Source organism: Mycobacterium sp. E3339, assembly GCF_001666915.1.
GTDB lineage: Bacteria > Actinomycetota > Actinomycetes > Mycobacteriales > Mycobacteriaceae > Mycobacterium.
Map to the genome: position 1 here is coordinate 1 of NZ_LZIZ01000023.1, position 19,309 is coordinate 19,309.

9 protein-coding genes, 1 tRNA gene, 1 other RNA gene and 1 pseudogene are annotated in these 19,309 nt (G+C 69.2%); 5 read left to right on the top strand and 7 right to left on the bottom strand.

The genetic code is table 11. The features are described from left to right. Nucleotides 1-577 (top strand): enoyl-CoA hydratase/isomerase family protein (locus A5702_RS01680; protein ID WP_068217718.1); only part of this gene is annotated, 577 nt, incomplete at its 5' end. Between the two features lie 10 nt (nucleotides 578-587). On the opposite strand, the gene A5702_RS01685 is transcribed toward A5702_RS01680, so the two are convergent. Both A5702_RS01685 and A5702_RS01690 read right to left on the bottom strand, forming a co-directional pair. Further along, a complete protein-coding gene (locus tag A5702_RS01685) occupies nucleotides 588-1,412 on the bottom strand; it encodes a hypothetical protein (protein WP_068217721.1) in 825 nt (274 codons plus the stop codon). Nucleotides 1,413-1,504: 92 nt separating this feature from the next. After that, nucleotides 1,505-1,590, bottom strand: a tRNA-Ser gene (locus tag A5702_RS01690). Nucleotides 1,591-1,655: 65 nt separating this feature from the next. Here A5702_RS01690 and ffs point away from each other — a divergent pair. Next, an RNA gene (gene ffs / locus A5702_RS01695) (signal recognition particle sRNA small type) lies at nucleotides 1,656-1,750 on the top strand. 7 nt (nucleotides 1,751-1,757) lie between these two features. Here ffs and A5702_RS27210 read toward each other — a convergent pair. Next, nucleotides 1,758-1,859: pseudogene (locus A5702_RS27210) on the bottom strand (2-isopropylmalate synthase); the annotation flags it as partial. A gap of 23 nt (nucleotides 1,860-1,882) precedes the next feature. Here A5702_RS27210 and A5702_RS01700 point away from each other — a divergent pair. Continuing rightward, nucleotides 1,883-3,175 (top strand): aminotransferase class I/II-fold pyridoxal phosphate-dependent enzyme, encoded by a 1,293-nt coding sequence (locus A5702_RS01700; RefSeq protein WP_156349537.1) that lies wholly within the window; start codon nucleotides 1,883-1,885, stop codon nucleotides 3,173-3,175. A gap of 108 nt (nucleotides 3,176-3,283) precedes the next feature. Then, a complete protein-coding gene (locus A5702_RS01705) occupies nucleotides 3,284-5,107 on the top strand; it encodes a DNA polymerase III subunits gamma/tau (RefSeq protein ID WP_068217724.1) in 1,824 nt (607 codons plus the stop codon). A gap of 16 nt (nucleotides 5,108-5,123) precedes the next feature. Here the strand turns inward: A5702_RS01705 and A5702_RS01710 are convergent, their stop codons facing one another. Next, the gene (locus A5702_RS01710) at nucleotides 5,124-6,431 is read right to left on the bottom strand and encodes a class I SAM-dependent methyltransferase (RefSeq protein WP_197499738.1); all 1,308 of its coding nucleotides are present in this window, start codon (nucleotides 6,429-6,431) and stop codon (nucleotides 5,124-5,126) included. Then, nucleotides 6,428-7,819 carry an FAD-binding oxidoreductase gene (locus A5702_RS01715; protein ID WP_068217727.1) on the bottom strand — a complete coding sequence of 464 codons (1,392 nt, stop codon included), beginning with the start codon at nucleotides 7,817-7,819 and terminating at the stop codon, nucleotides 6,428-6,430. The genes A5702_RS01710 and A5702_RS01715 overlap by 4 nt, the downstream gene beginning before the upstream one ends. 66 nt (nucleotides 7,820-7,885) lie before the next feature. On the opposite strand from A5702_RS01715, the gene A5702_RS01720 reads away from it, so the two are divergent. Further along, nucleotides 7,886-8,323: an SRPBCC family protein gene (locus A5702_RS01720; RefSeq protein ID WP_055403154.1), complete on the top strand. Its 438-nt coding sequence runs from the start codon at nucleotides 7,886-7,888 to the stop codon at nucleotides 8,321-8,323. Here A5702_RS01720 and A5702_RS01725 read toward each other — a convergent pair. Further along, the gene (locus tag A5702_RS01725) at nucleotides 8,320-9,087 is read right to left on the bottom strand and encodes a class I SAM-dependent methyltransferase (protein ID WP_068217733.1); all 768 of its coding nucleotides are present in this window, start codon (nucleotides 9,085-9,087) and stop codon (nucleotides 8,320-8,322) included. The genes A5702_RS01720 and A5702_RS01725 overlap by 4 nt on opposite strands. Nucleotides 9,088-9,116: 29 nt before the next feature. Then, the coding region (locus A5702_RS01730; RefSeq protein ID WP_156669447.1) for a non-ribosomal peptide synthetase at nucleotides 9,117-19,309 on the bottom strand (10,193 nt) is incomplete at its 5' end.

A 19,309-nucleotide genomic window follows, 5' to 3' on the forward strand; every position in this document is an offset into this window, starting at 1 on the left:
CGCGGGGGTCGACCTCAACCGCGTGGTGGAGGGCGGCGCCGGCTATACCGATCGGCTGGTCCCGGCGCTGTCCGCGGCCTTCGAGGCGGTGTTCTGCTATCCCGGTCCGACCGTCGCGGCGATCAACGGCGCCGCCATCGCGGGCGGCTGCGTGCTCGCCTGCGCCTGCGACCGCCGCCTCATCGGCCCGCGGGCGCAGATCGGGGCGGCCGAGGTGCGCGTCGGCGTGCCGTTCCCGGTCGCCGCGCTGGAGGTCATGCGCTACGCCTGCGGGGATCGCGCCGAGGAAGTGCTGCTGGGCGGTCTTAACTACCGGGGCGACGACGCCGTGGCGCGCCGACTCGCCCATCGCGTGGTCGACGACGACCTGCTGGAGGCGGCGGTGGCCGAGGCGAACGATCTCGGCGGCATCCCGGCCGGCGCCTATCGCCAGACCAAGTCCCAACTGCGGGCGCCGACGCTGGCGCGGATTCGCGACGGCGGCGCCATCGACGACGCGGTCCGCCGGATGTGGGGCGCGGACGAGACCCTGCAACGCATCGCCGCCTACGTGGAGCGCCTGCGGCGGCGCGACTGATCAGCGCCAGCTATTCCTCATCGAGGGCCACCCCACCGCGGGTGCGCCGGCGCCGCATCCGGTGCGACCCCTTGCCCGTCGGGCGGCGATTGCGCAGCCTGGCCTGGGCTTCCTCGGTCTCCCCGGTCTCAGAGGCCTCCTCGGGCTCCGGGGTGGCCTCGTCCGCCGGCGCGGGCGCCTCGGCGGGTTCGGGGGCCTCGGGCTCGGGAGTCTCGGTCCCGGCCTTGACGGCCTCGGTCTCCTCCGCCTCGGTGGTCTCGGCGTCCTCCTCGGCTTCGTCCGCCTCGGCCTCCTCGGCCTCGGCGTCGTCCTCCTCGGCTTCGGCGGCCTCGCCGTCGGCCTCCTCGCCCTTCTTGCGGCGCAGTCGGCGCTTCTTGGGTTCCTTCGCCTTGATCGGTTTGGGCGGTGGCGGCGGCAACTCGGCGACGAAGGACAGGTAGAACGCGAAGAATCCGATCAGCGCGATCGCGGCGGCCGCCCCGTAAATGGCGAACAGATACTGCCCCGCGGTGTCCAGGCTCAGCCAGATCTCACTGATCGCGGTCCCGATGATCAGCACGCCCGCCAGCACGTGGGCCACGATCGAGGCGACCCTGAGGTTCAGGGCCAGCTGCGGGGTCCCCAGCTCCGGCCTGCGCACCCGCAACAGGTTGAACACCACCGGCAGCGCGGCCAGGGCGAACAGCGCGCCCGTCGTGATCCGCAGCGCCGTCCCCAACGAATGGGAGGTGTCGCCCATCAGCTCCGGCCAACGGGGCAACACGAAAAAGAAGTAGAGGACGCCGGCAAGGAGGGAGAACAGCAGGTGCCACGGCACGGCAATCTTGCGCCCCATACCCCTCCTCGTGCTGGTGAGTTCACGCCAGCCTAAAGGCGGCCAACCCGAATCCATATCAATTCGTGCCGGTCCGCATGGCGGACCAATTGCGGAGGATGCGGGATTTGAACCCGCGAGGGCTGTTAACCCAACCCGCGTTCCAGGCGAGCGCCATAGGCCACTAGGCGAATCCTCCGTGGCCATGGTAACCGAGGCCGCCATAGCGACCGCGAGTCAGTCCGCGCCAGGTATTACACTCGCGGTGGACCCCGCGCGGCGTCTATCCTGTGAACTCCCCCAGGGCCGGAAGGCAGCAAGGGTCAATGGGCTCTGTCGGGTGCGCGGGGTCCCCTATATCCACCAGTGGCGACCCGCTTCGCCCGGCTCCGCCGCGCTTGCGATCGCCACTGGGTTTGATGAGTGGTGACCCGCTGCGCCCGGCTTCGCCGCGCTTGCGATCACCACCAGGAGCAGCGAAAGGGTCCATCGTGTCGCTGGATTCCCTCAGCCCGGAAGAGCTTGCCGCCGCCCACGCGCGCAACCAGCAGGATTACGCGGATCTGCAGGCCAAGAGGTTGTCCCTCGATCTGACCCGTGGCAAACCGGCGCCGCAGCAGCTCGACCTGTCCAACCAGCTGCTGAGCCTGCCCGGCGACGACTACCGCGACAGCGAGGGCACCGACACCCGCAACTACGGGGGCCTGCACGGCCTGCCCGAGCTGCGGGCCATCTTCGGCGAGCTGCTCGGCATCCCGGTGCCCAACCTGATCGCCGGCAACAACTCCAGCCTGGAGCTGATGCACGACCTCGTCGCCTTCTCGATGCTGTACGGCGGCGTCGACTCGCAGCGGCCCTGGAAGGACGAACCGAGCGTCAAGTTCCTGTGCCCGGTCCCCGGCTACGACCGGCACTTCGCGATCACCGAGACGATGGGCATCGAGATGATTCCCGTCCCGATGCTGGCCGAGGGGCCCGACGTCGACCTGATCGAGGAGCTGGTGGCCGCCGATCCTGCGATCAAGGGCATGTGGTCGGTGCCGGTGTTCGGCAACCCCACCGGCATCACCTACTCGTGGGAGACGGTGCGCCGGCTGGTTCAGATGCGCGCGGCCGCGCCGGACTTCCGGCTGTTCTGGGACAACGCTTACGCGGTGCACACGCTGACGCACGAATTCATCCGGCAGGTCGACGTGCTCGGGCTGGCGGCCAAGGCCGGCAACCCCAACCGGCCCTACGTCTTCGCGTCCACCTCCAAGATCACCTTCGCCGGCGCGGGCGTCAGCTTCCTGGGCGGCTCACTGGGCAACATCGCGTGGTACCTGCAATACGCGGGCAAGAAGTCGATCGGCCCTGACAAGGTCAACCAGCTGAGGCACCTGCGCTTCTTCCGCGACGCCGACGGAGTGCGCCTGCACATGCTGCGCCACCAGCAGATCCTGGCGCCCAAGTTCGAGTTGGCGCTGGACATCCTGGACAAGCGGCTGAGCGACTCCAAGATCGCGTCATGGACCGAACCGCAGGGCGGCTACTTCATCAGCCTCGACGTGTTGCCCGGCACCGCGCGGCGGACAGTGGCCCTGGCCAAGGACGCGGGGATCGCAGTGACCGAGGCGGGCGCGTCGTTCCCGTACCGAAAAGACCCGGACGACAAGAACATCCGGATCGCGCCCACCTTCCCGTCGCTGCCGGACCTGCGCGACGCGGTCGACGGGCTGGCCACCTGCGCGTTGCTCGCCGCCTCGGAATCGCTGCTGTCACCGTCCGCATTCAGTGTGCGCTGAGGGCGACGACACGCCGCGAGAGTCGACCGCACGTTCACACCGGAAGCCGCTGCCGCACACTCGACGCCAGCCGCGCTCCAGTCGGCCGGCGCCGGTAGCCTGCTGACCGTGGCCCTCTACCGCAAGTACCGACCGGCAACCTTCGCCGAGGTGGTGGGGCAGGAGCACGTCACCGAGCCGTTGTCGATCGCCCTGGAAGCCGGCCGCATCAACCATGCGTACCTGTTCTCCGGGCCGCGCGGCTGCGGGAAGACCTCGTCCGCGCGGATTCTGGCCCGCTCGCTGAACTGCGTGCAGGGCCCGACGGCGACGCCGTGCGGGGTCTGCGAATCGTGCACGGCGCTGGCCCCCAACGCCCCCGGCAGCATCGACGTGGTGGAGCTGGACGCCGCCAGCCACGGCGGCGTGGAGGACACCCGCGAGCTGCGGGACCGGGCGTTCTACGCGCCCGCGCAGTCGCGCTACCGGGTGTTCATCATCGACGAGGCGCACATGGTGACCACGGCGGGGTTCAACGCGCTGCTCAAGATCGTGGAGGAACCGCCCGAGCACCTCATCTTCATCTTCGCCACCACCGAACCGGAGAAGGTGCTGCCCACCATCCGGTCGCGCACCCACCACTACCCCTTCCGGCTGCTGCCGCCGAAGACCATGCGCGCGTTGATCGGGCGGATCTGCGAGCAGGAGGGCGTCGCCGTCGACGACGCGGTGTACCCGCTGGTGATCCGCGCCGGCGGTGGCTCCCCGCGCGACACGCTGTCGGTGCTCGACCAGCTGCTGGCGGGTGCCGAGGGGAACCACGTCACCTACCCGCGGGCGCTCGGGCTGCTGGGCGCCACCGACGTCGCGCTGATCGACGACGCGGTCGACGCCCTCGCCGCGTCGGACGCCGCCGCGCTGTTCGGTGCGGTGGAGTCGGTGATCGACGCGGGCCACGACCCACGCCGCTTCGCCACCGACCTGCTGGAACGGTTCCGCGATCTCCTCGTGCTGCAGGCGGTTCCGGACGCGGTCAGCCGCGGCGTGGTGGACGCCCCGGAGGACGTGCTCGACCGGATGCGCGACCAGGCGACCCGCCTCGGGTCGGCCACGCTGACGCGCTACGCCGAGGTCGTGCAGGCGGGCCTGGGGGAGATGCGCGGCGCGACGGCCCCGCGCCTGCTGCTCGAGGTCGTATGCGCGCGGCTGCTGCTGCCCTCGGCCAGCGACACCGAGTCGGCGCTGCTGCAACGCGTCGAGCGGATCGAGTCCCGGTTGGACATGTCCATCCCCGCCGCCGAGGTGGCCGCCGCGCATCCGCCGCGGCCGGCGGTCGCTGCTCCCGTGCGGCCGCGCAGGGAGGCCACCCCGCCCCGGGAGGCGGCCCCGCCCAGGTCCGCTCCGCCCGTGCCCATGCCGGAGGCCGTCCCCGAACCGGTCCCGCCGCCCGCGATCCCCGAGCCGGTCCCGGAACCGGCCCCCGAACCGGCCGCCGCGCCCGGCGAACTCAACGCGGCGGCCGTGCGAACGATGTGGCCGACGGTGCGCGACAAGGTGCGCCAGCGCAGCCGCACCACCGAGGTGATGCTGGCCGGTGCCACCGTGCGCGCCCTCGAGGAAAACACGCTGGTGCTGACGCATTCCTCGGCGCCGCTGGCCAAGCGGCTGTGCGAGCAGCGCAACGCCGACGTCATCGCCGAAGCGCTCAAGGACGCGCTGGGCGTCAACTGGCGGGTGCGTTGCGAGGTCGGCGACGCCGCGCCGGTCGAGCCGAGCCCGCCGCCCCCGAAGACCGAGGAGCCCGCCCCCGACGTGGCCCAGCGCGACGAGGAGGAACACATGCTCGCCGAGGCCGGCCGCGCGGAGTCGGCCGGGCCGCGCCGCGACCCCGAGGAGGTCGCGCTCGAGCTGCTACAGAACGAGCTGGGCGCCCGTCGGATCGATAACGCCTAGAGCTGCCGCCACAGTCCTACGGCGTCCACCACGGGCGCAGCGGCAGCTGATCGTCGCCCCGCGGGTCGACATTGGCCGCCAGGACGTGATGCAGCTGCAGGTTGTTCTGCTCGAACGCGACCCGCGAGGCTGCCATGTACAGGCCCCACACCTTGGCGGTGGCCAGCCCCACCTCGTCGACGGCGGCGTCCCAGTGCTCGACCAGGTTGCGGCACCAGTCCCGCAGCGTCATCGCGTAGTGATGCCGGAAGTTCTCCTCGTGCAGCACCTCGAAGCCGACGTCCTGGATCTCGGTGATGATGCGGCCCGAGCCGGTCAGCTCGCCGTCCGGGAAGACGTACCGGTCGGTGAAGCCGCCCGCGAAGGACGTCGACTTGTTGTCGTGGCGGGTGATGCAGTGGTTGAGCAGCAGGCCGCCGGTGCGCAGCTTCGACTTGAGGAACCCGAAGTAGGCCGGATAGTTCTTGACCCCGATGTGTTCGGTCAATCCGATCGAGGACACGGCGTCGAAGCCGCCCTCGCGGATGTCGCGGTAGTCCGAATGCCGGACCTCGGCGAGGTCCGCGAGCCCGTCGTCTTCGATCGCCCGCTGCGCCCACTTCGCCTGCTCCGCCGACAGGGTCGCGCCGATCACCCGCACGCCGCGCCGCGCGGCGAAGCGGACCATGCCGCCCCAGCCGCAGCCGACGTCGAGCAACCGATCGCCGGCTTGCAACCCGAGCTTTTCGAACACCAGCCGGTATTTGTTCTCCTGAGCCTGTTCCAGCGTCGCGTCGGCGTCGGGGTACACCGCGCACGTGTAGGTCATCGACGGGCCGAGCACCCATTCGTAGAACGTGTTCGAGACGTCGTAGTGGTGGTGGATGGCCTCGGCGTCGCGCGTCTTGGTGTGCATCAGCCCGTCGGCGACCCGCCGCCACCGGGGCGGGGTCTCCTGGGGCGGCGGGGCGACCGGGACGAGCCGCTCCAGCCCCATCGAACGCACCACGTTGGCCAGCACCCGCGCCGGCGGCCGCTTGAACTGGACGCGGTCGGTCAGCGTCTTGAGCAGCTGATAGGGGTCACCGGGATGGACGCCGTAGAGGTCCATGTCACCCGCCACGTACGCGCGGGCGAGGCCGAGTTCGCCGGGGGCGGTGGCCAGGTAGGTCGCGCCGCGCGGGGTCCGCAGGCCCAGGCCCAGCTCGGCGTCCTTGCAACCCGCTGTGCTGCCGTCGTAGGCGGTGAACTTCAGCGGGTGGCGTCCGGTCGCGGCGAAGATTTCCAGGATCTCCGCCATGCTCAGTTTTCCGGTGGTGCGGTGGGATTCTTTGGTCGTTGTCATCGCCGTTGTACCGCCTTTGCGTAGAGATCGAGGAGACGGGAATCGGGATCGTAGGTTTTCTTGACCGTGTTGTAGGCCTCGCCGCCGTACAACTCGTCGAACTCCTCGCGGGCATAGTACGAGTCGGAATACAGCGACTTGTGCCCGTCGAGCTCGCTCACCTTCGCTTCGATCGTCCGGTTGGTGGCGCCTTCCGTGGCGCCCGCCGGCACCGATGACCAGAAGCCGACATTGACGTAGGTGTGGTCCGCCCGCATCGGGTACAGCGGCCAGCCCTCGTGGTCGCGCAGCCGCAGCGGGCACAGCCAGATCGGGGTGATCGGCACGTTGCTCAGGAACCATTCCAGGAACTCGCAGGTCCGTTCCACCGGCAGCTCGACGTCCTGGACCACCCGCTCCCGTGGGAGGCGGCCGTGGCGCTTCTCGATCCGGTCGGCGATTCCGAAGCGCTGGTCGACGGCGACGAGCTTCGAGTACACGCTGCTGCGCCGGTAGCGGCGCGGCCACCAGCGCCGCAGCCGGGGGTTCTGCACACCGAACGCGCGCGAGCACCAGAACCAGTCGGTGTCCCAGCGCCAGATGTAGTCGTGCATGGTCAGCCGGTCGTCCTTGGTGGCCTCCGGCCCCGCGGAGTCGTGCCTGATGGACTGGTAGTAGATGTTCTTGCCGGTGTAGTCGCTGACCGGTCCGGCCGTGGTGGTGCGCCGGCCCACGCACAGGTAGCTCTCGTCGGCGCTGAACACCACCCCGTCCAGGTAGTCGACGGGTGTGCCGCCCTGGCCGCCGGTATCGATGATGCGTTCCATCGCCGCGATAAGCGCGGGCAACGACCGGAACCGGATGTGGCGCAACGCGACGAACGGCGCGATGGGCTCCAGCTCAATCCGCAGCCGGGTCGAGTAACCAAGCGTCCCATACGAATTGGGGAAGGCACGGAACAGGTCCGGGTATTGGGTTCGTGAAGCGGTGAGCAAATCGCCGGCGCCGGTGAGGATGTCCATCTCCAGCACCGATTCGTGCGGCAGGCCATTGCGGAACGACGCCGATTCGATCCCCAGGCCGCTGACCGCACCGCCGAGGGTGATGGTCTTCAATTGCGGGACCACCAGTGGCGAAAGGCCGAACGGCAACGTCGCGGCGACCAGATCCTCATAGGTGCACATGCCGGCCACGTCGGCGGTGCGGGATTCCGGGTCGACGCCCAGGACGCCGGTCAGCCCCGACGTGTCCAGGCCGGGCGCGTCGCGTTTGGCGCGGGCGCGGAACAGGTTTGACGTAGGTTTGGCGAGCCGGACGGCGGACGTCGCGGGGATGGATCGATAACTCGCCATCAACCGGTCAACGCCCGACTTGTGCGCCGAGAGTGCAGATCCAGGGACAGGCACCACATATACCCTAGTCTTCGACCACAGCCCGTGCACCCGCGCGCGGGCGGCATAGCTTCAGGAGTTGTTTTGGGACAGGTGAGTGCTGCCAGCACAATTTTGGTGAACGTGGAGCCGGCCGCCACCCTCGCGGCGGTCGCGGACTATCAGACGGTGCGCCCGAAGATCCTGTCCCCCCAGTACAGCGACTACCAGGTGTTGCAGGGCGGCCAGGGGGCGGGCACGGTCGCCAAGTGGAAGTTGCAAGCCACCAAGTCGCGCGTCCGCGACGTGCAGGTCGACGTCGACGTCGCCGGCCACTCCGTCATCGAGAAGGACGCGAACTCGTCGATGATCATCAACTGGACGGTGGCGCCCGCCGGCCCCGGCTCCAGCGTCACGGTGAAGACCACCTGGACGGGCGCGGGCGGCGTCAAGGGCTTCTTCGAGAAGACCTTTGCGCCCTTGGGACTGAAGAGGATTCAGGGCGAGGTCTTGGCCAATTTGAAGCGGGAACTGGAAGGCTAGCCGCGATAGGCCACCGCGACCGTCGGGCCCAGCGCCCGGGTGCGGAACTCGACGGTGATACCCGGATCCGCATGATGGGCCAGGGCCGTCAGCGCCGACGGGCTGTAGGCCCGTAACGAGCTGATGACCCCGTCGTGTGCCAGCGGGACCAGCCGAGTGAACGGCAGCACCGCCGCCAACACCAGGACGTGCAGCGCGGCGGGGGGTCTGCGGAGGTCGATGATCAGCAGCTTCTTCGCCGCGCGGGTCCCCTCGGCGAACACCCGGGCGGCCGGCTCGGGGGGCAGGTGATGCAACGACAACGCGAACAGGGCGAGGTCGTAGTGGCCATCGGGGGCGTCGATCGCGGTGGCGTCCATCTGCCGCACCGTGGCGCGAGGGTGGGTCCCCAGGTCGCTGTCGGCGAGCGCCGCGACGAACGTCGGATCGACGTCGGTGACGGTGACCTGCGCCGTCGCGTGGTTCGCGAGCAGCCTGCGCGACAGACCGCCGAACCCGGCCCCCAGTTCGAGGATCTTCGGCGAGGGCACGTCGGTCACCTCGCCGAGGACCACCCGGGCCAGCGCCTCGTGCGCGCGGGACTGCCGCCGCTCGGCGCGGTCGAGCGCGGAGATCACCTTGCGCTTGAGATCGTCGACGTCGTCGCGGTCCAGGTATTCCAGCCGGTCGGTTTGCAACCGCCGGTCCAACCAGGAAGCGTCCGGGCCGCCCCGGGGCATGTCCGCAATGTCGGCCCGGTCCTCGGCGCGCGTCTTCTTCACCATGCCCATCTCACGTTTCTCCTACCGTTCTCTCACGTCTCTAAGGCGAATTTCAGGTGCTCGCCGTACATGTTGAGCGATGCGCTGGTCAACATGTCGTAATGCGAGCAGTCGATCGAGTACGCGGTGAAGGCCCCGGCGGTGTGGGATTTCCACTTCCGCAAGCGGGATCGGATCAGCAGCTGGGTGCCCATCCGATGCACTTGCGCCTTCAATCCGGGGCTGTCGCCATTCCCGTTCCCATTGCGTGCCGCGGAGAACACCACCATGTCACCGTCGAAGACATCGGGAACGTGGTCGACTAGGTACGACTGGCTGGCGTTGGCGCTGTTGACCATGAACTCCAGCAACCGCGCGGGCGCCAGAGCGGAATCTCCCAGCTGCCGGCGGATCAGCTCTTCGGCCCGCCGGGCGGTGAGGGGCCCCGACCCCGCCGGGATGTCTATGCCGTTGTTCCGCAGGATGCGTTCCAGGACATGGCTTTCGGCCGACGCCCGGATTCTGGTGGCGGCCAACCTCGGTACCCCCTTGGCCGCGGAGTACGGCGCGTCCAGCAGCACCAGGCTCTGGACGACGCACCCGCGGCGCTGCAGCTCGATCGCGAGCTCGTGCGCGACGACACCGCCGAACGACCAGCCGAGCAGCTTGTAGGGACCATCCGGGTAGGCGCTTTGCAGCCGGTCGGCATATCTTTCCGCCATGCCGCGAATCGATTCGGGTTGGCCTTCCCCGTTCTGTGGGACGTGGTTGATCCCGATGATCGGGCAGTCCAGATATTCGCCCAGCGCGCGATACGGCCAGCTGAGCCCGAAGCCGTCATGAATGCACCAAACCGGAACGCCGCTGCCCTCTTTCAGGGTCTCGACGGGAACCAAGTCTTCGTCGCGCTCGGTCTTGCGCAGCTGCCGGCTCAGGCCTCTGACGGTCGGCGCGTAGAACAAGGTCCGCACGGCGAGGCCGGCATCCAGGGCGCTGTTGATGGCGGCGACGGCACGCATCGCCGAGATGCTGTCCCCACCGAGGTCGAAGAACGAGTCATCGACCCCGACGCGCTCGACACCCAGGACTTGGGCGTAGATGTCGGCCAGCGCCCGTTCGACCCGATTAGCCGGGGCGCGGTACCGATCGGCGTCGTCGTATCGCGGCGGCGGGAGGGCGCGGGCGTTGAGTTTGCCGTTGACGGTCAGTGGCAGCGCCTCCAGCGCCACCACCGAGGCCGGGACCATGTGGGCCGGTAACCGGTCGGCGAGTGCCGCGCGCACCGCGGTTGGGTCGGCGGAGCCGGTGATGTAGCCGACGAGGCGTTTGTCCCCGGGCCGGTCCTCGCGGGCGATCACCGCCGCGTGCTCGACGCCGTCGAGTTGCGTTAGCGCCGTTTGGATTTCGCCCAGTTCGATGCGGTAGCCGCGGATCTTCACCTGGTCGTCGGCCCGGCCGACGTACTCGAGTTGTCCGTCGGAACGCCACCGGACCAGGTCGCCGGTGCGATACATCCGGGCTCCCGGCGGCCCGATCGGGCAGGCGACGAAGCGCGTAGCGGACAGTCCCGCCCGGCGCCAATAGCCAACTCCGACAGCGTGTCCGGCCACGTACAGTTCGCCGACCACTCCGGCCGACACCGGGCGCAGCCAGCCGTCCAGCACCAACAACGCCGCCCCGGGAACCGGCGCTCCGATGGGCACCACGTCCGACCCCGCCGCCAGCGGGGCGCTCAACGTCACCCACATCGTCGTTTCGGTGGGGCCGTATTCGTTGATCATCAGCCGACCCGGGGCCCATCGGTCCACCACCTCGGGCGGGCACGCCTCGCCGCCGACCAACAGCGCCACGGACTCCAGCCCTTCGGGCGCGAGCGCGCTGACGGCGGTCGGGGTTTGACACAGCACCGTCACCTTCTCCGAAATAAGCAGGTTACGGAAGTCGTCCGGGGAGGCGGCGGTCGGCTCGGGCACCACCACCAGTCGGCCGCCATGCAGCAGGGCACCGAAGATCTCCCAGCCCGAGATGTCGAAGCTGTAGGAGTGCCATTGGGTCCAAACCTGCTGTGGCGAAGCAAGATCCCGATCGAGCGATGCGATCAGCTGGGTCACGTTGTGGTGGGTGATCGATACGCCCTTGGGGACGCCGGTGGTTCCGGAGGTGTAGATGATGTAGGCGAGGTCGTCGGGCTCCGGCGGCGGCAAGGCCGTCGCCGGGTAGGCGTCGAGCCGGGGGTCGTCGGCATCGATGACCGGCAGGGCGCCGAGGTCCAGCCGGCCGGCTGATTCCCCGGTGACAACGGCGGCGATCGGCGCGGCGTCGGTCATCATGAACTCGATCCGGTCCCACGGCAACGCCGGGTCGAGCGGCAGGTAGGCGGCCCCGCATTTCAGTATCGCCAGGATCGCCACGATCGCCTCGGCCGTCCGGGTGGACAGCAGCGCCACGCATCGTCCCGGACCCGCCCCCTGCTCGGTTAGCAAGTGCGCCAACCGGTTCGCCGCCGCGTCGAGTTCCGAGTAGGTCATCGAGCGGCCATCGCAAGTGAGCGCCGCCGCGTCGGGAGTCCGCGCGACTTGGGCGGCGAAGAGCGCCGGAATCGACACGGGCGTCACCGGCCGGTCGAACGTTGCCCGGTTGCCCCACGCGTCGAGCCGGGCGTGTTCGGGCTCGTCGAGCAAGTCGACGGCCGACAAGCGGGCGGAGGGATCGGCGGTCATGGCCTCGAGCACTCGCCGCAATCGCGTGATGAGTGTGTCGATGGTGTCGGCGTCGAAGGTGTTGCTGTCGTATTCCACGCGCACGCCCAGCTGCTCCCCCGTCCGGGCTTCCAGAGTCAGTGGGTAGTGGGTGGACTCGTGCGTGGTCATGTCGGTGACGGTGAATTCCTGCGCGCCCGCCATCGCGGTGGTGTCGACCGGATAGTTCTCGTAGACGAACAGGGTGTCGAACAACTGGTCGTGACCGGTGAGGTGGTGGATGGCCGTCAGCGCCAGGTGCTGGTGGTCCAGGGTCTGGTTGTGGGCGTGCTGGAGCTGGTTGAGCAACGCGGTCGTCGTGGTGTCGGCGGCGATGGTGGCGCGCACCGGCACGGTGTTGATCAACAGCCCCACAATCGATTCCGCTCCGGGAAGCTCGGTCGGGCGTCCGGACACGGCGGCGCCGAAGGCGACGTCGCGCTGGCCGGTCAGCCACATCAGCAGCTGCGCCCAGCCGGCCTGCAACACGGTGTTGATGGTGGTGTGGTGCGAGCGGGCCAGTTCGGTCAGGGCGCGCGTGGTCTGCTCCGAGAACCGGTACGTGGCCTCGCCCCGCCGCCCGGGACCCGCTCGGTTGAAAGAGCTTACGAGGGTGGGGGAATCGAATCCCGCCAGCACCTCGCTCCAGGCGGTGTGGGCGGCCTGCACATCGCGCTCGGCCAGCCAGGTGACGAATCGGCGATACGACGTCGCCGCGGGTAGCCGCTGCCCGTAGTACGCGGCGAACATCTCTTGCAGCAAGATCGACGTCGACCAACCGTCGAGCACGATGTGGTGGTTGGTGACGACGATCCGGTGCCGGTCGGGTCCGGTGCGGATCAGCGCCACCCGGAACGCCGGCGGATTCGACAGGTCGCAGACCGCGACGCGTTCGGCCGCGCACAGCCGCTGGATCTGCGCGTCGGCGTCGCCGTCGCCCAGTACGACGTACTGCCATGCCGCCGCGGGATGTGCCGGGATGAGCTGCACCGGTTCGTCCTGGGTGCAGAACCGGGCCGCCAGGTTCGGGTGGCGATCGAGCACCGCTTGCACCGCCGCGCGCATCCGGTCGGGCTCGAGCGGGCCGGCCACCGTGAAATCGAGCTGCACGGAATACATTTCGGACAGCCCGTCCAACCCTTGGGTGGCGCTGGCATGGAACAGCAGGCCCTGCTGCAGCGGGGTCAGGGGCAGGATGTCGGCGATCGGGTACCGCTGCTGCAGGCTGTCGATCTGCTGTTGGGTCAGTCGTGCGGGCGCGATGTCGGAGGGGGTCAGCCCGCCGCCTCCCCGTGCGACGTGGGCGCAGATCCCGGCGAGGGCCTCGAACCACAACCGGTTGAGCCGGTCGACGCGGGCGTGATCGAGCGCCGAGGGTGCCCAGGTCCAGGTGGCGTTCAGCTGCGGACCCGCATCGGTGTCGACGGCGACGGCGCTGAGCTCGAGGGTGTGCATCAACGGCATGGTCACCGCGGTCGCGGCCTCGACGAACGCCGAGCCGTCCTCGCTGATCAGCCAAAGATCGCTCTTAGCCCCGGCTTCGGTGCCGCGTGCGCCGAGGCGGCCTAGGTAGTTGAACCCGATGGTGGGGTCGGGGCCGGCCAGATCGATGTCGGCGTTGAGGTAGCGCAGCAGGCCGTAGGTCACGGGATCGGGAACCGCGCGGAGTTGTTCCTTGGCGCGCTTGATGATCGGGCCGAGCGCGTCGCCACCGGTGACGACTTGCGTCCAGGGCAGTGCGCCGGCGGTCAGCGCGACGGGGTATTTGGTGGTGAACCAGCCCACGGTGCGGGACAGGTCCACATCGGCGGCCAATTCTTCGTCGCGCCCGTGACCTTCGACGTCGAAACCGATCGCCGCGTCACCGGTGCCCAGGAATTCGGCGCACGCCAAGGCGAACGCGATCAGCAAGATGTCCTGGATCCCCACGTGGAAGGCCGCGGGCGCTTCGCTCATCAGCGCGCGGGCGTTCTCGCCGTCGAGCGAGACCGACAGGTGCGCGGCGCTGGCGTAGGTATCGACGGCGCCCTGGACGGGCGGCAGCGCCGGTTGAGTCGCCGCGATTTCCTTCCAGGTGCCAGCGTGCGCCAATACCGCTGGCGCAACGGCGTGTTGAGCGAGCAACGCGGCCCAGCGCCGGAAGGACGTGCCCGCCGCGGGGAGCGTTATGGGCTGCCCGGTGTGGTGTTGAGCCCAGGCGATATTGAGGTCTTCGAGCAAGATCCGCCACGACACCGCGTCGACGGCCAGGTGGTGAACGATCAGCGCGAGCTGTCCGGTGGTGGTGGCCCACACGGCGGTGAGCATGACGCCGGCGGCCGGATCGAGCAGCGACCGCGCGGCGACGATCGCCCCCTCGCTGAGCGTGTCGGCGGCATGCACGCGCGAGGCGGCGTGCACCGACTCCGGTTCGGGCACAGCCAGTTTCCAGCCGTCCGGGGCGTCGACGACCCGCAGCCGCAGCATGGGGTGCCGGTCCAGCAGGGCCTGCAGCACGGCGACGACATCGGCCTGGCCGACGCCCGCCGGCGCCTGCACGACCATGGTCTGGTTGAACTGGTCGACCGGGCCGTCGACGCCCTGCAACCACCGAATGATCGGCGTCGCGACCACATCGCCGGTTCCCTCGTCGATCGGTGCGGTCGTATCGGCCACGCTGACCACCCTGGCCAGGCCGGCCACGGTCTGCTCGACGAAGATGTCACGGGGCCGGCAGCTGAGCCCGGCCGCGCGGGCGCGCGCCACCACTTGCATGGACAAGATGCTGTCGCCGCCGAGGTCGAAGAATGACTCGTCTACCCCGACCCGTTCGAGCCCGAGCACCTGGGCGTAAATGCCGGACAGGATTTCTTCGGTCGGGGTTTGGGGCGCACGGAACGGTGTGTCGGCAAACACCGGTGTCGGCAGCGCCTTTCGGTCGATCTTGCCGGACGACGTGATGGGGAACTCGTCGAGGACCACGATCTGCGTCGGCAGCATGTAGTCGGGCAACCGGGCGCTCAGCCGCCGGCGCACCGCGCTGATCCGGGTGTTGTTGCGGGGGTCGTTCGCGTGACTGCCGCCTTCGTCGCTCGGCAGGTAGGCGTCGGTGAGGCCCGGAATGTGCTCGGCGCCTTCGCTATCCGGTGCGACGAAGACGGCGTCGAGCGTGCCAGGTTGGGCGCCCCAGCTGACGGCGGCGCGGTAACCGATGCTCTCGGCGGCTCGGTGCAGTTGTTCGGGCGTCACGGCGTCGGACGGCTCGGCAGCGGAGGCCCGGGCGAGCGCGTCGGCAAGCGAAAGGCCTTCCGCGAGGGCCTGTTCGACATGGACGTCGGTGATCAATCCGGTGCGGGGGATGCCGGAAACGCGGATCGCGTCGGGACGTTGGGCGGCCAGCCGTTCGTGCAGTCCGTCCGGACCCCCGCATTCGGCCCACGCCCACGAAGGCGTGGCGGCCAGGCTGCGCACCGGTGTGGGTGCCTTGCGGACGACGACATCGTAACGGTAGCGGTTCAGTTCGTTGTCGGCCGCTCCGCGCTTGACCTGGATGTCGAGCCCTGACACCGACGGGTGGTCGGCGAATCGGGTCGTGAAGAACTCGGGGGCGAGCAGGAGTTCGGCTTCCCCGACCACGGCGCGCTGGACGCGTTGACGAAGCTCGGCGGTCTCGGGGGTGTCGCTGCGGGCGAGTGCGACCGCGGTCTGGAACGCGCCCTGCAGCGTGTGGTTGCGCACGTCGCCGACGAACAGCGTGCCGCCCGGGCACAGTAACTCCAACACGTTGTCGACGAGATCCGCCAGATATTCCGCGTTCGGAAAGTACTGAACGACGGAGTTGAGGATGACGGTGTCGAAGAATCCCAGCGGCAAACCCTCGGTCACGTGAGCCGGTTGTGTCAGCAGTTGGACGCGATCACGCCAGGGGAGTTCCAGCTGCTCCATCGAACGGGCGAGGTAATCGATTGCGGCCGCGGACATGTCGGTGGCGACGTACCGTTCACACTCCGGTGCGACCCGGGACAGGATCAGGCCGAGGCCGACGCCGATCTCCAACACCCGCCGCGGCCGCAGGGCAATGATCCGGTCCACGGTGGCAGAACGCCACTCCTCCATCTCCGTGAGCGGGATCGGATCGCCGGTGTAGCTGCTGTTCCAGCCGCGGAAGTCGGCGCCGAGCCCCGTGGTGCCGGCGTCCGTGCCGTAGAGGTCGTCGTAAACGTGCTGCCACTGGGCGACGATTTCGTCGTCGCCGGCGTCGTCATCGGGGTCGGCGGTGGTGCTGTGCTCGAAGGTCACATAGGCGATCAGGTGGGCGCCGGTGCCGTTGTTGTGCACCGTGGCCGCGGCCATGGTGACGTGTGGGCAGGCCAACAGGCTGTTCTCGATCTCGCCCAATTCGATTCGCTGTCCGCGCAGCTTGATCTGGCTGTCGGCGCGTCCGAGGTAGTCGAGAGTCCCGGCGGAGGTCCAGCGGACCAGGTCGCCCGTGCGGTAGAGGCGCGCCCCGGCATCGCCAAAGGGGTTGGCTACGAACCGTTCTGCGGTCAACTCCGGCCTGCCGACATAGCCGTGCGCCAGGGCGGGGCCACCCAGATACAGTTCGCCGACCACGCCGATGGGGGCGGGGTTGAGCCTGGCATCCAGCACCAGAGCGTGCACGCCCGGGGTGGGCGTTCCGATGCCTACGGGCTGCCCCGCCGACAGGGCCGCGCTGCAGGTGGACCAGATGGTGGCCTCGGTGGGGCCGTAGGCGTTGAACAGCTGCCTACCCGCCGCCCACGCGGCCGCCAGTTCGGGCGGGCACGCTTCCCCGGTGGTGATGAGTGTGCCGACCGCGTCCAGCCGGGCGGGATCGAGGGACGACAGCACCGACGGTGTCAGTACCGAAGCGTTGACGCGTTGGTCGCGCAGCAACGCCGTCAGCGCCTCTCCCGCGGCGGCTTCCGGCGGTGCAACGACGAGCGCCGCGCGCGACCCGGCGGCCAGTAACAGTTCGCCGATCGACACGTCGAAGGTCGGTGCGGCGAGCATCAGCAACCGGGTGTCCGCGCTCAGGCCGAGTGCCTCGCCCAGCGCGGCGATTTGCAGCAGGCCGGCGTGGCTGACCGCGACTCCCTTTGGGGCGCCGGTGGATCCGGACGTGAAGATCACGTGGGCGGTGGTGTCCGCGGTGAGGGGGGCCAGCCGGTCGGCGTCGGTGATTGGGTCCGCGGCGCGTCCGGTTAGGTCCACACCGTCGAGGCGGAGTACGCGGCGAGTTCCCGCACCGGCAAGGGTGTCTTCGCCGCGGGTCAACACGCATGCCGCGTCCCCGGTGTCCAGCACCGTCGCGATGCGCTCGACCGGATGTGAGGGGTCGACCGGGACATAGGTGCCACCGGCTTTCACGACGGCCCACCAGGCGACCACCAACTCGACGGATCGATCCATCGCGACGGCCACCGCGCGCTCCGGGCCTACGCCCTCGTCGATCAGGATGCGCGCCAACCGTGTCGACAACTCATCGAGCTCGCGATACGACGTCGCGCGGCCGTCGTCGACCACCGCCACCGCGTCCGGGTCGGCCGCGACCGCCGAGGCCAACAACTGCGGTGCGAGACCCGCCCGGGCGTGCGCTGCGGCGCCGGCCCATGTCGACTGCACGAGTTCGCGCTCCGCACAATCCATTAACGGGATCTCGCCCACCACCACCGACGGGTCCGCGACGACCGCGTCCAGTATGCGCCCGAAGCGCTCGACCAACCGCACAATGGTGGACCGGTCGTACAGATCCGTCGCATACGTCACCGACCCGGCGGCCCTCGGTGCGCCAGGCTCGTCGCTGGGCACCTCCACCAGTTCGAAATCCAAGTCGAATCGGGCGGCGCGGGTGGGCACCGCCCACTGCTCGACGCCGACACCGTCGATCGCGAATGATTCGGGCCGCACATTGTTCTGCAAGACCATCAGCACCTGGAACAGCGGGTGGTGCGCGGCGGACCGCACGGGGTTGAGCTGCTCGACCAGGCGCTCGAACGGCACGTCCTGGTTGCCGTAGGCGTCCAGCGCCTTGTGTCGCACCCGTGCGAGGACATCGGAGAACCGGCGCGCGGGGTCGAGGTCCACCCGCAACACCCAGGTGTTGACGAAGAACCCGACCAGGTCGTTGAGCGCCCGATCCGATCGCCCGGCGATCGGTGTGCCCATCACCACGTCGTCGCCAACTCCGGAGCGGTGCAACAACACCGCCATGACCGCCTGCAACACCATCGAGGCCGTCGCGTTGTGCGTCGCGGCCAGCCGCTTAACCCCGGCCCAGGCCTGGGGCTCGATCAGCAGGTCCACCTCGTCGCCGCGGTAGCTGGGCGCGGGTGGCCGGACACGATCCGTCGGCAGCGAAGTTATCTCGGGCAGATCCGCGAGTTCCTCTTGCCAGTAACGCAATTGCCGAGAAACGACGCTGTCCGGATCGGACTCCGCCCCCAACAGTTCCTGGTGCCACAGCGTGTAGTCGACGTACTGCACCGGCAGCTCGGTCCAGTTCGGGGCGTGCCCGGCGCATCGGCTCGCGTACGCGACGCCGATGTCGGTGAACATCGGGGCCAACGACCACCCGTCAAAGGCGATGTGGTGCAACACGATCGCGAGCACGTGGTCGTCGGGAGCCGCCGAGTAGATCTGTGCGCGAATCGGGATTTCCGCGGCTAGGTTGAATGGATGACCCGCCAACGTGATCAACTCGCCGGCGACCGCCTGCTGATCGGGCACCGCCACCACGGTGGCGTCGCCGCGCCGCCACATTCCCGGCCGGGCCGGCAAGACCTCTTGGAACGGCACGCCGTCGACGTCGGGAAAGACGGTGCGCAGCGACTCATGCCGCGCCACAAGGTCATCGAGGGCGGCGGCGAGCGCCTCTAGGTCCAGCTCCCCGGTGATGCGGAACGCAGTCGGCATGTTGTAGGTCGCGACCCCGCCTTCGAACTGGTTGACGAACCACAGTCGGTTCTGGGCGAACGACAGCGGGATCTTCGCGGGGCGCTCAGCGGGTACCAGGGGCTTGCGTCGGCTGTCCCCGGTGGCGAGCCGGGGCGCCAACTCGGAAACCGTTGGCGCGTCGAACAACGTCCGCACCGATACGTCGGCGTTGAGATCCGCGTTGATGGCGGCGATCAGTCGCATCGCCGACAGTGAATCGCCGCCGAGGTCGAAGAAGGAGTCGTCGATGCCGACGCGGTCGAGGCCGAGGGTCTGGGCATAAATGCCGGCCAGGATTTCTTCGATGGCGGTGGTGGGGGCGCGGTAATGATCGGCATCGACATAGTCGGGTGCGGGCAGGGCGCGGGTGTCGAGTTTGCCGTTCACCGTCCTCGGCAACGCTTCCAGCACAACGATGGCCGCGGGCACCATGTAGGGCGGGAGCCGGTCGGCCAGGGCGGCCCGCGCGGTGGTGGGGGTGGCGCTGCCGACTAGGTAGCCGGTGAGGCGTTTGTCGCCGGGGCGGTCTTCGCGCACGATGACCGCGGCCTGCTCCACCCCGTCGAGGCTGG